Origin of the sequence: Methanofollis liminatans DSM 4140, assembly GCF_000275865.1 — an archaeon.
Taxonomy (GTDB): Archaea; Halobacteriota; Methanomicrobia; order Methanomicrobiales; family Methanofollaceae; genus Methanofollis; species Methanofollis liminatans.
The window spans coordinates 1,585,902-1,601,325 of sequence record NZ_CM001555.1 but is presented as its reverse complement, the minus strand read 5'-3'; the positions used below and the strand labels follow the sequence as shown (position 1 = coordinate 1,601,325).

General features: G+C 60.5%; 14 protein-coding genes. 2 read left to right on the top strand and 12 right to left on the bottom strand.

From position 1 onward, the window contains the following. Positions 1 to 2 precede the first annotated feature (2 nt). Positions 3 to 191, bottom strand: a complete 189-nt coding sequence (locus METLI_RS07830; protein ID WP_048104171.1) for a hypothetical protein — start codon at positions 189 to 191, stop codon at positions 3 to 5. Between the two features lie 86 nt (positions 192 to 277). On the opposite strand from METLI_RS07830, the gene METLI_RS07825 reads away from it, so the two are divergent. Continuing rightward, positions 278 to 832 carry a diacylglycerol/polyprenol kinase family protein gene (locus METLI_RS07825; protein ID WP_004039294.1) on the top strand — a complete coding sequence of 185 codons (555 nt, stop codon included), beginning with the start codon at positions 278 to 280 and terminating at the stop codon, positions 830 to 832. 9 nt (positions 833 to 841) lie between these two features. On the opposite strand, the gene METLI_RS07820 is transcribed toward METLI_RS07825, so the two are convergent. Further along, positions 842 to 2,002, bottom strand: a complete 1,161-nt coding sequence (locus METLI_RS07820; protein ID WP_004039293.1) for a response regulator — start codon at positions 2,000 to 2,002, stop codon at positions 842 to 844. A 308-nt stretch (positions 2,003 to 2,310) separates the two neighbouring features. On the opposite strand from METLI_RS07820, the gene METLI_RS07815 reads away from it, so the two are divergent. Beyond that, the gene (locus tag METLI_RS07815; RefSeq protein ID WP_004039292.1) at positions 2,311 to 3,102 is read left to right on the top strand and encodes a heparan-alpha-glucosaminide N-acetyltransferase; all 792 of its coding nucleotides are present in this window, start codon (positions 2,311 to 2,313) and stop codon (positions 3,100 to 3,102) included. Positions 3,103 to 3,109: 7 nt separating this feature from the next. On the opposite strand, the gene METLI_RS07810 is transcribed toward METLI_RS07815, so the two are convergent. From METLI_RS07810 to ade, 10 genes are all read right to left on the bottom strand, one after another. Then, positions 3,110 to 3,817, bottom strand: coding sequence for a PP2C family protein-serine/threonine phosphatase (locus tag METLI_RS07810; RefSeq protein ID WP_052311179.1), 708 nt, complete (start codon positions 3,815 to 3,817; stop codon positions 3,110 to 3,112). Between the two features lie 906 nt (positions 3,818 to 4,723). Continuing rightward, positions 4,724 to 4,993, bottom strand: a complete 270-nt coding sequence (locus METLI_RS07800) for a DUF7123 family protein (RefSeq protein WP_048104169.1) — start codon at positions 4,991 to 4,993, stop codon at positions 4,724 to 4,726. Positions 4,994 to 6,071: 1,078 nt separating this feature from the next. Continuing rightward, positions 6,072 to 6,674, bottom strand: a complete 603-nt coding sequence (locus METLI_RS07790) for a hypothetical protein (RefSeq protein WP_004039289.1) — start codon at positions 6,672 to 6,674, stop codon at positions 6,072 to 6,074. 155 nt (positions 6,675 to 6,829) lie between these two features. Further along, a complete protein-coding gene (locus tag METLI_RS12455) occupies positions 6,830 to 8,557 on the bottom strand; it encodes a serine/threonine-protein kinase (RefSeq protein WP_004039288.1) in 1,728 nt (575 codons plus the stop codon). 182 nt (positions 8,558 to 8,739) lie between these two features. Further along, the gene (locus METLI_RS07780; RefSeq protein ID WP_004039287.1) at positions 8,740 to 9,531 is read right to left on the bottom strand and encodes an FHA domain-containing protein; all 792 of its coding nucleotides are present in this window, start codon (positions 9,529 to 9,531) and stop codon (positions 8,740 to 8,742) included. A gap of 77 nt (positions 9,532 to 9,608) precedes the next feature. After that, a complete protein-coding gene (locus METLI_RS07775; RefSeq protein ID WP_004039286.1) occupies positions 9,609 to 10,820 on the bottom strand; it encodes an ABC transporter permease in 1,212 nt (403 codons plus the stop codon). Beyond that, positions 10,817 to 11,494 carry an ABC transporter ATP-binding protein gene (locus tag METLI_RS07770; RefSeq protein ID WP_004039285.1) on the bottom strand — a complete coding sequence of 226 codons (678 nt, stop codon included), beginning with the start codon at positions 11,492 to 11,494 and terminating at the stop codon, positions 10,817 to 10,819. Before METLI_RS07770 ends, METLI_RS07775 begins: the two co-directional genes overlap by 4 nt. Before the next feature lie 10 nt (positions 11,495 to 11,504). Further along, positions 11,505 to 12,779: a CARDB domain-containing protein gene (locus METLI_RS07765; RefSeq protein WP_004039284.1), complete on the bottom strand. Its 1,275-nt coding sequence runs from the start codon at positions 12,777 to 12,779 to the stop codon at positions 11,505 to 11,507. Positions 12,780 to 12,914: 135 nt separating this feature from the next. Next, complete coding sequence (locus METLI_RS07760) at positions 12,915 to 13,766, bottom strand: methanogenesis marker 8 protein (protein ID WP_004039283.1); 852 nt, start codon at positions 13,764 to 13,766, stop codon at positions 12,915 to 12,917. Next, positions 13,763 to 15,424 carry an adenine deaminase gene (gene ade, locus METLI_RS07755; protein ID WP_004039282.1) on the bottom strand — a complete coding sequence of 554 codons (1,662 nt, stop codon included), beginning with the start codon at positions 15,422 to 15,424 and terminating at the stop codon, positions 13,763 to 13,765. The genes METLI_RS07760 and ade overlap by 4 nt, the downstream gene beginning before the upstream one ends.

Here is a 15,424-nt window from a genome sequence, read left to right as displayed (position 1 = left end):
GATCACTGCTCATATTTTCCTTTGACGTCTGCCCATCCGGTATATCCGCAATAGATGCAGCCGACGCCGCCGCACCTCTTGCAGAGACAGGCGGGCTTTCTGGCAGACACCCGGCCCGATTTATCGCAATAGGTGCATCCGGCACCGTCGCAATGCCTGCAGACGACTTCCTCGTAGATCTCACTGTCCATGCCCTTCATTTTCGTCAGCAGATGGATTAATCCTTCGAAGAGGGAAAACCGCAGGGCTATTATCCTATCGCATACCATCAGCACGCATGGATGAATACGGGCGCCAGGCCGTCCATCTCATCTTCGGCACCGCCATTGCAGCCGTCCTCCTCATCCCTGATCCCCGGATGGCCTCGATGATCTACGCCGCCGGTCTCCTCGGCGGTCTCGTCTGTCTTGAAGCACACCTGAAAGGATGGTATGTCCCGGTCATCGCCGAACTGGTCGGCGCCTTCGAGAGAGACGGCGCCTTCCCGGGAAAAGGTTCGTTTTATTTTGTGGCGAGTGCGCTTTTCTGCTCGATCGTATTCAGGCCAGACGTGGCGTTCGTCGCCGTCCTCTCTCTTGCCATCCTCGACGCTGTCGCCACCGTTGCAGGCATCCGCTTCGGCAGGCACCGGATTGTGAACGGCAGGACGCTTGAAGGATCGCTCTCCGGTTTTGCCGTCCTGTGTGCGGTCCTCCTGACGTTCACCGGGCCGGTCGCCGCCCTGACCGCCTCCGCCGTCGCCGCCGTCGCCGAACTGATCTCCCCGATAGACGACAACCTTGTCGTCCCGCTGGTCGTCGGCGCCGCCCTCACCCTTATTCCGGTTGCCTGATCCTCGCCGTCAGGATGAGGTGCTGTTCGTGCCGGGTTTCCTGATCACCTGGTGGACGCCGCTCACGCGCAGCGGTCGGCCGGCACTGTCCTCCGCCACCACTCTTCCCGCGCTGTGCACCCGTATCCAGGAGTTGTCTTTTCCCCTGAGCCTGAACTCGCAGGAATAATAGGGGGTCTTTCCCTCGAGGTGTTCGCTCATGCCCCTCGCCATCTCTGTCCGGTCGTCGGGGTGGACGAGCATAATCCATTCCAGATCCCCTGACGGAGCGTCTCCGGGCGCGTAACCGAGCATCTCCAGATAATAATCGTTGTAATAGACTTCCCCCGTCTCCAGGTTCCAGTTCCAGATCGCAAGCCCCGCCCCATTGATAATGCATTCGAGCCGCTTTTTTTCTTCCTTCAGGGACATTTCTGCTTTTTTCTGGCTGGTGATATCGCGCATGGCGCTCTGGGCGCCGACTACGTTCCCTTTGCGGATCAAAGGGCCTCCGTTCATTTCAACGTGGGCGATATCTCCGCTCTTTTGGCAAAGAGCGATCTGAAGCCCCTCTGCAGTTTCTCCTGCCAGTGTGCGGACGAAATGGCTCATCAGCCGTTCCCTGTCCCCTGCCGAGACAAACTCCAGAAAGGAGTGTCCGACGATCTCTTCGGTGGGGTAACCGGTGATCCGCGTCATTGATGGCGAGGCGTACGTGATGATGCCGTCCGGGCTCGCGGTGGTGATGCCGTCGAAGATGCCTTCCATGATGAGGCGGTAACGTTCTTCCGCTCTTTCAAGTGCGTCCGTTGTTTTTTTCTTTTCTGTGGCCTGCATGATCTTGTGCGTCAGGTCGGCGAACTGCGAAACCGGGTCCCCTCCTTTCTGGACATAAAAATCCGCACCGCTGTTCAGCGCCTCGATCACCACTTCTTCACGCCCTCGGCCGGTGAAGAGAATGAACGGAAGGTCCCGGTATCGCCGCCTGACCTCCCTGAGAAATGCGATGCCGTCCGTCACCGGCATCTCGTAGTCCGATATGACGGCGTCGAACGGGTGCACTGCCAGCATCTCCAGCGCCGTTACGGCAGATTCTGCCGTTTCTATACTGAACGCTCCCGATTTTTTGAGGAATAGTTTCCCGATATCGAGCAAGGAGGGATCGTCGTCCACAAGAAGCAGGCGGATCATCGCCGGCTCCTCACCGTCTGCCGGTTGGATCCCGTCTCTTCGAAACGATTCATTTCGATAACATTGATCCACGATAAGATATCTAATATCTGTATTTATCCGGACGGAGCGATCGTCTCCGATTGTTCCCGCCCCCCCGGCCAAGGGAGCCGTGCGGCGCGGAAAGCGTCAGGGAGCGTTCTCTCCGGCAGGGCCTGGATATGGCGTCCGGGTGAGATATGTTGATGCCCCCCCTCTCCAAAGAGTACCTGGAACGGTGCGCAAACGATGGCTTGGCGGGATAGGGGCATGAAGGGGGAAGAGATCCGATGATCCAGCACCTCCCCACCCTTTCAGCACGGGTGCTGGGCCTAATCTCCACCCACACCTCCCCCCGTCGGTTCCGGGAGATCGACTTCCTGCGGGGCGTCGCCATCATCATGATGGTCGTCTACCATCTCCTCTTCGATCTCGCCTTCTTCGGCGTCGCGGCGATCGATGTGCTGGGCGGGTTCTGGCGCTCATTTGCCCTTGCCACCGCCACCCTCTTCATCGCCCTTGCCGGTCTGTCCCTGCCGATCAGCTATGCCAGACGAAAAGACCGGGAAACCGGCCTCTCTCTCTGGCTGGACTATGGGCGGAGGGGCGCAAAGATCTTCGCGTTCGGGCTGCTCGCCACCATTGCCACCTGGCTCTTCATCGGCGACGGGTTCATCGTCTTCGGCATCCTCCACCTCATCGGGACCGCGATCATCCTCGCCCCCTTCTTCCTCAGGTTCGGGAGGTGGAACCTTCTCATGGGGGCAGGGATCGTGCTTGCGGCCCTCCCCCTCGACAGGGTGACCGGACCGTACTGGCTCGTGCCCCTCGGCATCCATCCGGCTGTCTTTTACAGCGTGGACTATGTGCCGCTGATCCCCTGGCTCGGGGTTGCGCTGATCGGGATGGGCGCCGGGTTCCTCCTCTATCCCGGCGGTAAAAGACGGTTTTTTCTGCCTGCGTTCAATCTGGCCGGGTCTGAGATCGTCTGCGCAATGGGACGAAACTCGCTCCTGATCTATCTCATCCACCAGCCGGTGATCGTCGCCCTGCTCCTCGCCTGGCTGGCGCTGATCGCATAAAATAGACCTATTCTTTCAAGACGACAACAGTCACGTCGTCGTCTGATCTGGCGATGCCCCCCTGCAGGAGTTCCCGCGCGATCTCCTCGCTCCCCCTTTCAGCCCCTGAAGAGAGGATCTCCCGGGCCGCTTCGTCTGGAAGGCCGTCGCTGCAGAGGACCAGGATCTCTCCTGGCCGGAGATCCTCTTCATAGAGGTCAACCGTCATCGTGATGCCGAGCGCATGGACGATCACGTTCCTGAGGGGGTGATGCCTCGCCTCCGCGGCGTCGATGGACCCCTGTTCGAGCAGCATCTGTACCAACGTGTGTTCCCGCGTCCTGAATCTCATGCCGGTCCCGGTGACAAACGCCCGGCTGTCTCCGCAGTTTGCGATCACGACGCAGCGGTTTGTGATGATGGCGGCGACAAGGGTCGTTCCCATTCTTCCCTCGCTCTTCGCCGTCTCCCTGATCCGCAGGTCCGCTTCGGCAAAGGCGGACGCCAGAAGATCCTTGATCTCTCCCCTTTCCATCCCCCGCCGGTATGTCCCGGTGAAGGCAGCGGTGACACTCTCGATCGCGATCTGCGCCGCCCGGTCGCCGTGCACCTCCCCGCCCACCCCGTCGGCAACGGCGAGAAGGGATGCGTCGGCGATCTCTATCACGGCGTACGCATCTTCATTCCGGCCTTTCTGGCCGGCGTGCGTCATGCCGCAGATATCGTACCTGACCACTCTCACCCCTCTCTTCCTCTTTTTTTAGCCGGATGCAGAGGTCTCTTCGCAGGACCGGCAGGTATACCCCAGCACCGACGCCAGTGCAGCGAGGATTGAATCGGCCGGTGCCTCCTCACCTGCGGAGGGTGCCGGCTGCGACAGTACGTATGCTTCATGGAGGGTGCGCACCTCCTCGAAAAAGGCGGTCCGTGATCGTGAGAATTCTTCTTTCAGTTTTTGCACGGTGTGTTCCTCTTTTCTCCGGGTTGTCTATTAAATTCGTTGGGAATAGGGATTAAAAATCGAAAGGTAGGCATATCCTCTGAAACAGGCCTGCGACGGCATTATCAGGATGTCCTTTGCACCTGACCTCTGGCGGTGCGTACGATCAGGCCCGCAGGTCCCCGACGCCTGGTGGGGAGGAGGGTGAATGAGGCGGTATCCTTCCTTCCCTTCTCCTCCCGTTGTTGAGGAGGCAGCTTTTATACTCGTAGCAGTTCAGGGACCTGCCTTCAGATCAGGCCCACCTGTTTTGAGTATCGTGCGGCGCTCTCCTGAGGACACTTTCTCGTTTTCTTCAGGTGATCCCTCCGATTCGTGTGTGGATGCCGTTTCCAGCACCCGAAGAAAAAATGGACCTCTGAGGTTATATATTTCCATAATGCCTTTGCTCTATTGATTAAACACGACAGGAAATGGGTTGAACCATTCTGTTCTATCCTCTGGTGGGCGGCACCAGGAAGGGATCGGGCATCAATGGTTTTTCGCAGATGTACCAGGCCCGGTGCGGTCGGAGATCATCGAAGAGAAATTGCACCTCTGGTGCTGAACCGGCACTGTCCTGCCTGATGAGGAACGATTTTTTTGAAGAAATGGTTGCTTTTTCCCCAGGGAAAGCCCTCTCACTGGCGATCGGACATGCTCTTACCCGACACCATCCGGTGCGTTCGCCTGCTGGCGGATCATCCATGTGGTCGAGTTCGAATAACTCCAGCGGATGATCTCGAGCTCCTCGCAGGTCTCTGCAAGAATCGCAAGGTTCATCCCGACCTCCTTGGATGACAGCCCGAGGTCTTTTGCAATATACCTGGACTTGAAATAGCGATCGCCTTTTTTTATGCCGTTTTTGAGATAGGTCAGCACTTTTTGCTGGGTGGTCGTGTACTGCCTCCGGAATTGTCCGTCCTGGATCATGGTCTCACCGTACCTCCGGTGTGTGTGGGCGGTCTCGCATGGCATGGGTCCGCACCTGCATGCCTCAGGCATTTCGCTCTTCATGATGGTCGTCTCGCGGTCGCTCTCATCCTGATGCCCCGGACGAGAGGAATGTGAGTTGTCACCGCCGCTTCTCGAGTATTGAGATCAGATAGCGGGAGAGGGAGAACGTCTCTTCTTTTTCCCGGGTTTGCGGATCTTTTTCTGATCGCCGGGATGTTAACGGGTCGGAGTCCTGATTTTTTTCCATAGGTGTTTTCACCCTGAACGTCAGGTGTATCGATAGATCGGGAATGCTGTCAAAACTCAGGTGTAAAGGACGGGAAGACAGGAACCCCCCTGACACGGGTAACATTGTCCTCCCTGTTCCACCATGATGCTACTCTGGTGTTCTGGTTTATGCGTCTGGGTCTGCTTGTCGATCCTGGCCCCCATGCCGGATCCTTGTTGTTGACAGAAGCGTTTCACCGTTCTTCATCTCTATTTCAATCCCTGTCTCATTGGCGACGGTTCTGATGACCTCCCTAAATCGTATCGGGCCCCTTTCGGGAACCCTGATCAAAAATCTCCCGGCGAGCATATATATTTCTAAAATACCCGGGCTTCATGCGAGGGACGGTTCAGGATGATCGTTGAACCGATCGGTTTGAGCGTGGGACACTGCCGTCGTTGCCTGCACGAACTGAAATGAACGGGAGCGTGACCAGACGGCGGGATTTCTGTTTCCTGATGTTATACCGCCGGTCCGGTTTTTTCAAGGCATCTCAGGACAGTCCCATCAAAGATGTTTGAGTGTTTCTGTAATGCTGGACGGAGGGGCAGGTTCGGCGGAGAGGATCGAAACGCTCATTTAGCCCACGCATTCTCCGGCAAAAGGCAGTCTTCCGGTCAAACGTTTGTAAATGATCGTGCCGAGCACCCACTCTTGTGGTATCCTGCGTTCCTGATCTCGGTCCTGGACAGCGTCCAGGAGGTGGGGAAGAGAGTGATCCTTGGTGTCAGGTGTCTTTCCCCTCCCTTTTCTCCATCACGATGCTGCTCTATCCAATGCCGATGCTCAGGCTGATTCCATCTGGTTCTGCCGTTCCCCCGGCCCCATGCCTGCTCGGTGCTGGCCGCGGTCTTCTCCGTTCATGGGTCCGACCTGAATGCCGGTCTCCTCGACTGCGGTCTTCACCGCCTCCCTGAACTCCTCCATTGCCGCCTGTGCAGCTTCGGTGTCACCGCTCTCATGGGCGGTCTTTGCGGTGTCGAGGAGCGCCTGGAGTGCCGTGGTGTCATAACCCTGTTCTGCAAGGGCGTCAAGGATCCCGGCGCCGTGTCCTTCCCTGTCCATTGGTCTGACCTGAATGCCGGTCTCCTCGACTGCGTTCTTCACTGCCTCCCTGAACTCCTCCATTGCCGCCTGTGCGGCTTCGGTGTCTCCATTCTCCCGTGCGCTCTTTGCGGTGTCGAGGAGCGCCTGGAGTGCCGTGGTGTCATAACCCTGTTCTGCAAGGGCGTCAAGGAGCCCGGTGCCCGGACCGTTGCCTCCATGGCCCTTCATGGGGCCAGCGCCCGCACCCTGACCGGTGGTCAGAGCGGCGCTTACCGGGACGGCGATCAGGGCACAGATGCAGAGCATTGCCGTGATCCCCGCGATGCGTGTTTTCGTTGTCATGTCTCATACCTCTCTGGTGGTACCGGTAGCCTTTCCGTGTACCCTGATCAAAAATCGGCCTTTCAGTATATCTATTCCCAGAATACATCCATTTAAGGTGTGATACGGCTCAGGGCCATGGTTGAACCGGGTGGTTGTAGTGGGTCTTCCTGACTTCAGAATGACCTGTCCTCGACGTCATCGAGGTCGAAAAGAAGATCCTGGATGGACTGATACCGCCGGTCAGGTTTTTTCTCGAGGCATCTGAGGACGATGCCGTCAAAAGCACCGAGCGTGTCTATGATCCCCGAGGGCGGGACCGGTTCGGCGGTGAGGATCCCGACGCTCACCTCTCCCACGCCTTCCCCGGCAAAGGGCAGTCTCCCGGTCAGCAGTTCGTAGAATACCACCCCGAGCTGGAAGATGTCGGTCCGTGCGTCCCCGCGCCCGTAGGTCCCGGGCGAGATCTGTTCGGGAGCGGCATAATCCAGGGAAAATGCAATGAAACGGGTTTCCTTGCGGTCGGCTACCTCCTTGCCGAGCCCCCAGTCCGTGATCCTGGGTGTCCCGTCAGGGGCGATCAGGATGTTGCCGGGCTTGATATCCCGGTGGATCAGCCCGGCCGCATGGGCGCAGGCAAGCCCTTCCGCGACACCCCTGATGATCCTGACCGCTTCATCCGGCGGGATGGGCTTATTCATATCGGCAAGAGACGGGCCGACGTACTCCATCTCCACGTACGGAACCGGGAGGATGTTGTAGGCGTAGACCTCGACGATATTTTTATGCGAGAGCCCCTTCCAGATCTGCATCTCCTTCATGAAGCAGTGGCCGGTCATCTCGTCATAGCGCGTCGGCACCTTGACCGCCACCGTTGCGCCGTCCTCGCGTCGTTGCGCCCTGAACACCAGCGCCATCCCGCCCCTGCCCACCAGTTCGGCATCCATGTACCGGTCGTCCAGCTCGGGAGGGAATCCGTTCCCGGTTCTCACCGGCGCAGAGATGCCGCCGCTGACCATCGTCGGCGCCGAGGAAGATCCGCCGGCATTCGGGACAGGAGCGGTCCCTTTCCTCATGCAATACCCGTGGATCCCGGGCAGGAGCGCCGAAGCGATCATGAACCCCGGGAGCAGCACCGGGCTGTTCACGCCGGACAGGGGCTCTGTGACGATCCAGAGCGTCACGAGGAGAGCGATGGCCGGGATCGGGTGGGCGGCCTGGACGAGCACAAAAGACTTCCGGTTGAATACGGCATACGAGAGAAGAAGCGATGCGAGGAGGAGGTAGACCAGCAGAAACGCCGCCGCGCCGGTGGCCCAGATCTGGTTCCCCATCAGAACGGATGCGCTGAACAAAGAGAGCACAGGTATGGACAAAAATCCCGCGGTGAGCCCGAGGATGAGATAACCCCCTGCAAGAGCGATGGAGACCGATCGCGGACAGTCAAGGACGTAGCCTGCCGATATCCGCCTCCCTGCCCTTGAGAGCAGGATGAGCAGCAGCGCCGAGAGCCCGAAGGTGAGCAAAAATATCACGTACGCCCCCGTGATTTCCAGCGCCGGGATCGGGCCGAATGATCGATCCCGTTCTGTCTCATTCTCCATTCGCTCGGGCATCCGGTCAGGGAAAGGAGTGATCGTGGCATTGGCATCGATCGTATCGAGTACCGGAGGATCGGGCAGGTAGAGCGATCTCTGGGTGAGCGACTGCAGCACGCTCCTGATCACGGAGGATCCATCTTCCCTCAGGCTGGTGTCCGGGCGGAAATGCGGATACTGATCGCTCTGGACTGTCTCGTTGGAAGCGCCCGCACTCCCGTCCCCGGCAGCAGATCCACAAACGCTGCAGAAGAGGGTGAGGAGAACAAGAATCCATACTGCTGCTCCTCTTTTATGCATCTTCATACGTTGTTCTCCGCTGTCCGTGGGCCTGCATCCCCGGCATGTCCCGCTTCAGTCGGTACTATTTTTCTGCTCACTATTTATCTTGCGGGGGCGTTCAGGCGGAGCGGGAAGCCACGCCCCACAGGCGCGGTGGAGTTCACATGCAGGCGTGCATGAAGCAGGGATCAGAAAAATTGATGGTTTCAGGCTTTTTCCTCCTCTTTTGGAACCCTGAAGACAAGCCTGGCCCCCCTGACACCTTTTCCAAGATCGATGATATCGCCGTCGCGGATCGCTGTCCTTGTATGGACGGCCAGACGGGTATTGTTCACGAACGTCCCGCCGGTGCTGCCGCAGTCCTCGATCTGCCACAGCCCCGACGAATGAATGAGACGGCAGTGCGGCCGGGAGACCCGCGTGACCGCTGCATACTCCTCTGAGAGGACGATCTCCCGCTCCGGATCAGATGGCACGGCCGCCGCGTCCTCCCTCCCGATGCTGATGATCTCCGCTCCAAGCGCAAAGATCTTTCCGTCATCCGGGCCGCCGAGGAGCACGACGACCGGTGCCGCCGTCCCGAGTTTTTCCGATACCTGCCCGAGAACATCCTCGATCCGTCTGGAGAGGCCGAGATCCCCGAAACTGACCTGAAGATTCGAGAACAGCCCGAGGTTCTGGATGATCGCCTCAAGCCCGCCCGGGATCACCGAATACTTCCAGACCGGGTGGATCCCTTTCGAGGTTGGAGCGCTCATTCCGGCTTCTTTCCTGATCACACCGGCAAGGAGGAGTTTGTCGATATGTTTTTTCGTGTTCTCGTAACTCGTCTCGATCTCCCGCGAGATCGTCCTCATGTCCTTGGGCGTCCGCTCGATGGACTTCAGGATCCGCAGCCGCGTGGCGTTCCCGAGGACATCGAGATAATCCGAGAGTTCGTCGAGAAAGTCCTGGTCCTTCTCCATCACGAGGGTATGCTGCCCTTCTTCCTGCTCCATGCTCATCCTCCCTCTACCTGATCAATGTAGTCATTGCACCATGCCACAATAAAAAATGGGGTCGTTTCCCCCTCCCCCTACTCGGTCGCCAGCGCCTCGATCGGATCGAGGTTCGCCGCACTCCACGCCGGGTACACCCCGGAGAGCACGCAGACGACGATCCCGACCGCTATGCCGTACGGGATATAGATCAGACTGTCGAACGTGAAGAAGTAATCCGTCGTCCCGATCATGACGAGGACGACGAGATACCCGATGATCATGCTCAGGATCCCGCCGACGACCGCCCCGAGCATCCCCAGGATGAACGCCTCGTACAGGAACATCCGGCGCACCACGCTCCGGCGGGTGCCGATGCTCCGCAGGATCCCGATCTCCTTGATCCGTTCGGTCACCGACATCATCATCACGTTGAAGATGCTCACCGAGGCGACAAGAAGCGATATCGCCCCGATGCCCATCATCATAGAGATGATCGTCGAGATCGACGAGGTGATCGAGTCCATCATCCGCGATGCGTCCGAGATCGTGACCTCGTCCTCTTTACGGTTCAACTGGTCGTCGATCGCCTCTTCGACCGCATCGACATCGTTGATATCGTCGAGTTTTACGATGACCTCGCTGTATTCCCCCTCGCCGCCGTAGAACCCGGTGAACCAGCGATCGGAAACGACGATCGCGTTGTCGGTGGAGATATCGTAGGTCATGCCGCGCTCTTCGAGAATCCCTGCGACCCTGACCGTGCTCGTGCCCTCGTCGCTGTCTTCGTCGCCGATCGTGATCCGGCTCCCGATCTTGAGTTCGTAGCGCTCGGCCAGGGTGGGGCCCACCAGCGCCGTCGACGTGCTCTTCAGGAAGGTGCCGTTCGCCACGGTGAGCAGGGTGGCGATATCGTCCGGGTCAAGACCGTAGACCGTCGCCCGGCCTTCCAGGTCACCGACCGTTATCGTATCCGACTCCGAATACACCGGTATCACGGTGTTCGGACTTGCGGCCTGTTTGATATCCTTGAACTGGCTCTCGTCGATATATTCCTCCTCGTCACTTCCTCCTCCGCCGCCGAACCCGGGTCCGCCGCCGCCTCCCGGCCCTCCGCCCGGCGAGACCTTGATGATGTCGCTGTTCTCCGAGAGCGTCGCCGTGACCGAGAGGGTCAGGTTCGCCCCCATGATCCCGAGGGAGGTGATGGCGATGACCCCGATGACGATCCCGATGGCGGCGAGGAACGAGCGGAGAAAGTGCCGCCTCACGTTCCTGACCGAGAGATCGAAGATCACGTTCCCGGTCATAGGGCGATCCTCCCGTCCCTGATGACGATCGTGCGGTGGGCGTATTCTGCCGTCTCCGGGTTATGGGTGACCATGATGATCGTGCGCCCCTGCCGGTTCAGATCGGTGAGGAGATCCATGATCTGCTCGCTCGTCTTTGAATCGAGGTTTCCGGTGGGTTCGTCGCAGAGGAGGATCTTCGGGTCGTTGGCAAGCGCTCGGGCGATCGCCACCCGCTGCTGCTGCCCGCCCGAGATCTCGGTGGGTTTGTGCTCGATCATCGACCCCTCCAGTCCGACCATCCGCAGCAGTTCGATCGGTCTCCCGGTCGTGTCCCGCTTCCCGTATTTCAGGATCAGCGGGTATTCCACGTTCTCGTAGAGGGTGAGGAGGGGGATGAGGTTGAACTTCTGGAAGATGTAGCCGATCGTGTCCCGCCGCATATCGGTGAGTTCGTCGTCGTTCATCTCCCTGATGTTCCTCCCGGCGATGAAGAGGTCGCCGGAGGTCGGGACGTCCAGGCTGCCGATCTGGTTGAGCAGGGTGGACTTTCCTGACCCCGACGGCCCCATGATCGCCACGAACTCCCCCTCCATGATGTCGAGCGAGATCCCCCTGAGCGCCGTCACGTCCCCTGCAGGCAGGGGATACACCTTGACGACGTTCTTCAGGCTGATGACCGGAACGCTGCTCATCTCTCTCCACTCACTCCTTCTTCATCCGGTTCTTCAGGGCCGTGCGGGCGCGCCCGAGGTAGCCCTTGCGCCATCCGACAAGGCCGACGACCAGGACGACGAGGAGGATGCCGATCTGGGTGAACGGTATGGTCCCGAGGCCGCCGCCCGACATGCCGAACATCCCCATGCCGCCGGGGCCCCCGCCGCCGGGTGCGGCGCTCATGCGCCCTGAACCAGATGCTGACGCACTCGTATCGCCGGTGGCGGCGGTGGCGCCGTTCATTTTCATGGTATAGGCCGTCGTGTAATCGTTGCCGTCTTCATCCTTGTACTGGACGATGACCGGCACCGATGTGAGGCCCTGGCCGGTGAACGTCACCTCGAAACTCGAGAAATCATCTGAATCCAGGGAGCCGATCACGTAGGAGGGGTACGGGTCCGCCCCCTGGGCCGGGCTGCCGACGGTGACGATCACCGAATAGGCGTCCTCGAGGCCGGCATTGCTCAGGTCGCCGCTGATCTCGTATGAACTGCCTGAACTGCTCAGGGCCAGGTTGTTGACCACCATGATCGGGGCCGTTTTGGACGTCCCCACCTCTATCGGGACGGTGATGGTAGAGGTGTGCGTGTTCATGCCGTTGCGGTAGGTGACCGTGAAGGTGAGGTCGGTGGAGTGCGATGCCGCAATGTCAAATGAGACAGTCGCCGATCCGTCGGGATCGAGGTTGCCGATGAAGGAACTCGACTGGGTGCTCTGGATCGCCTCGCCCGCGGGGGCGACGGTCACGCCGCTGACGGCGTTCTCGCGCGGGTTTCCTATCAGGAGCGTGACTGTTTCTTTCTTGTCGGCGGCGAAGACATCGGGCATCTCCTGGACCGATATCTGCACCTCTTCGTCCTGCACCTTCACGGCGACCGGGTAGCGGAGGCTTCCGGCGTCCCTGAAGTCCAGGTAGAACGTCGGGTAATAGACGGTCTCCGAACCGTCGGCCTTGATGGTGAAGGTGAACGTCTTCGTGGTCCCGGGGCCCAGGTCGCCGACGGCGTCGTAGGTCTGGGTGTTCTGGACCGAGATCCCGGTGCCGAAGAATGTTGCCCGGGATATGGAGACACTTGCGCTCCCGGTGTTCTTTACCGTGACGGCGACCGTGGCGGTGTCGCCGTTCATCAGCACGTCAGGGCTGATCTGCACATCGGTAACCGCCACCATGGCTGCGGCATCGTAACTGCTCGTTTCTGCCGCAGCGGCTGAGCCGGTGAGCAGGCAGAACATCATCAAAACAATCGAAACTATCTTTTTCATGCATGACCCCCGATGGGTTATACTGTTCCGGTAAATGTTCGGGCGCATCAGCAGATATATTGCCCAAATCGGCTGAGATCAGCCCTGGAACTCCGGGGGGCATTCCCTGAACCCGCCGGTTCAACTCAAAAAAGATCAGATGAGGGGTTCGGGTTCGCGTTTCCCGGCGACCGGGAGCCGCTCCGCTTTGATAAACACCGGGACGTCGGTCTCCCGGATCTTCTCGAGAATGACGTCCTTACCCCGCGGCGTCAGGGCGAAGACCGGGATCGCGGCCCCGCCCTGGAGGAGCGCCACCTTTCCGGCCGCTTCGCGGAGGTGCCGCGATGCGCAGACGGTGACGATATCGGCGGCGGCGACAAGGCGTTCGGCCTCCTCTGCTGAGAGCCCGGTGGTGTGGACGCCGACGATCAGGGTTTCCGGGAAGAGGCGGCGGATCCTCTCTGCATCGCCGGCGCCAGCGACCGTGACCGCCGCCTTTCTGCACCCGAGTTCACGGGCGAAGGCCGCGCCTCCCACCTGGTCGATCGCCGCCGTCGCCGGGTCGAGGACGCGGCCGCCGTTCTCCTCGATCCGCCTGATCACCGCCAGGATCGGTGAGGTCTTCACCAGACCGGACATTCTCCCGCCGATGCCCTGGACGAGCGCGGGGTTCTGTGCGACCAGCGTGCCTGCACCGTCGCAGGCGATGACGGCACAGTCGAGCAGAGCCCTGCGCATGGCGCAGGATATGAGTTCAGAAGCCCCGAAAAGGACGAAATCCGGGCCAGCGAGCACCTGGCGGTCAGGGGTGCACATCCCGAACGAGCGGATCCGCTCCTCGATGTTCTCCCGGATCGCCTCTTTCGTCATCTCACGCACCGGTCTGCCGAAGCGCTCGGCCAGGGGGCAGGCGCGGATCAGGGGGTCGCCGACCTCCACGACCTGCCCGTCCCGCACGACGACCCGCGTCCTTCCTATCGCCTCGATGATATGCTCGTCGTTCATGGCTCCTCCTGAAAGAGGGGGACGTCGGCAAAGGCGTCGCCGTCAAAGACGCCGCGGGGCGTGATGCGCAGGTGCGGGATCACGGTGAGGGCCAGGAACGAGAGGTACATGAACGGGTTCTCGATCGCCCCCATCGAACGTGTCTGCTCTGCAAGGCGGTCGAGAGCGGCGACGACCTCTCCATACGGCGCCGTCGCCATCAGCCCGCCGCATGGCAGGGGAAGAACGGTCGTCCCGGCCTGTGATACCGCCACCATCGCCCCCTTGTTCCTGATCACCGCGCCGACGGCGGCGATGATCGCCGCGTCCGAGACGCCGATCGCCACAATGTTGTGGGCGTCGTGGGAGACGCTTGCGGCAAGGGCTCCTTCTTTCAGGCCGAACCCATGGACCAGTCCGACACCTGCCCCCTCGCCGCGGTAGCGGTCGCAGACCGTCACCTTGAGGATGTCCCTCTCTAGGTCAGGGATCGCAGCCGCGTCCACAGGAAGGGCGATCGTTTCGGTGACGATCTGGCCTTCCACCAGCCCGATCACCCGGGCCGTCCCCGTCCCGTGCAGGGCGAGGTCTTCGGGCCCGGGCAGACGGCAGGTGATCTGCGGTTTCGGGCAGGAGGCTTCCCGGTAGCCCGGGTCCGTGTAGCGGCGGCCGAGGATATAGGTCTCCTTCACCCTGAACTCGTCGCCTTCTGCAAGCACGCAGAAATCGGCCCTTCTTCCCGGGGCGATCGCTCCCCTGTCCGCCAGACGGAAGCGCTCTGCAGCCGTCAGGGTCGCCGCACGCAGGGCGAGTTCGAGCGGGACGCCGTATCCCACCAGTTTCCTGATGCAGCCGTCGATATGCCCCTCGCGGGCAAGCGTATCGGCGTGCCGGTCGTCGGTGGCAAGGCAGCAGCGCGACGCCGTGCACGGCGTGAGCAGGGGGGCGAGGGCCGCAAGGTTCCGCTCGGTCGAGCCCTCCCGCATCATGATGTACATGCCGAGGCGCAGTTTCTCCGCGGCTTCGGCGTACGAGGTGCATTCATGATCGCTCTGCAGCCCTGAAAGCACGTATGCGTTGAGGTCTTTTCCGGTGAGGAGCGGGGCGTGCCCGTCCCTGACCGGGAAGATGCCGAGCTTTTTCCAGACCTCAGGGTCGCCGCCCAGGACGCCGGGGACGTTCATCATCTCGCCGAGGCCGACGACCCCTTTTCTCCCTGCGAAGGAGATGAGGTCGTCTGCAGAGAGGACGGCACCCCCCATGTCAGGCGGCGTGGCCGGGACGCATGAGGGGAGGGTGACGAGGATGGACATGCCTGATCTGCTCCCTTCGGCGAGGATGAACTCGACCCCCTCCTTTCCCGAGACGTTGGCGATCTCGTGGGGATCGGCGATCACCGTCGTCGTCCCGTGCGGAACGACGCAGCGCGCATACTCGCATGGGGTGAGGAGCGAGCTTTCGATATGGACGTGGGCGTCGATGAGGCCGGGGACGACCCTGGCGCCGCCGAGGTCGACCGTTTTTTCTGCTTCGTATTCCCCCAGGCCGACAACGATCCCGTCCCTGACGGCAAATGCGGTCTCCTCCCACGAACAGGTGAAGGGGTTGAAGAGGACTCCTCCGGTGTATGTGGTGTCGGCCGGGATGCGCCCCCGCGCCGCCTCTATCATTCTCTCCAT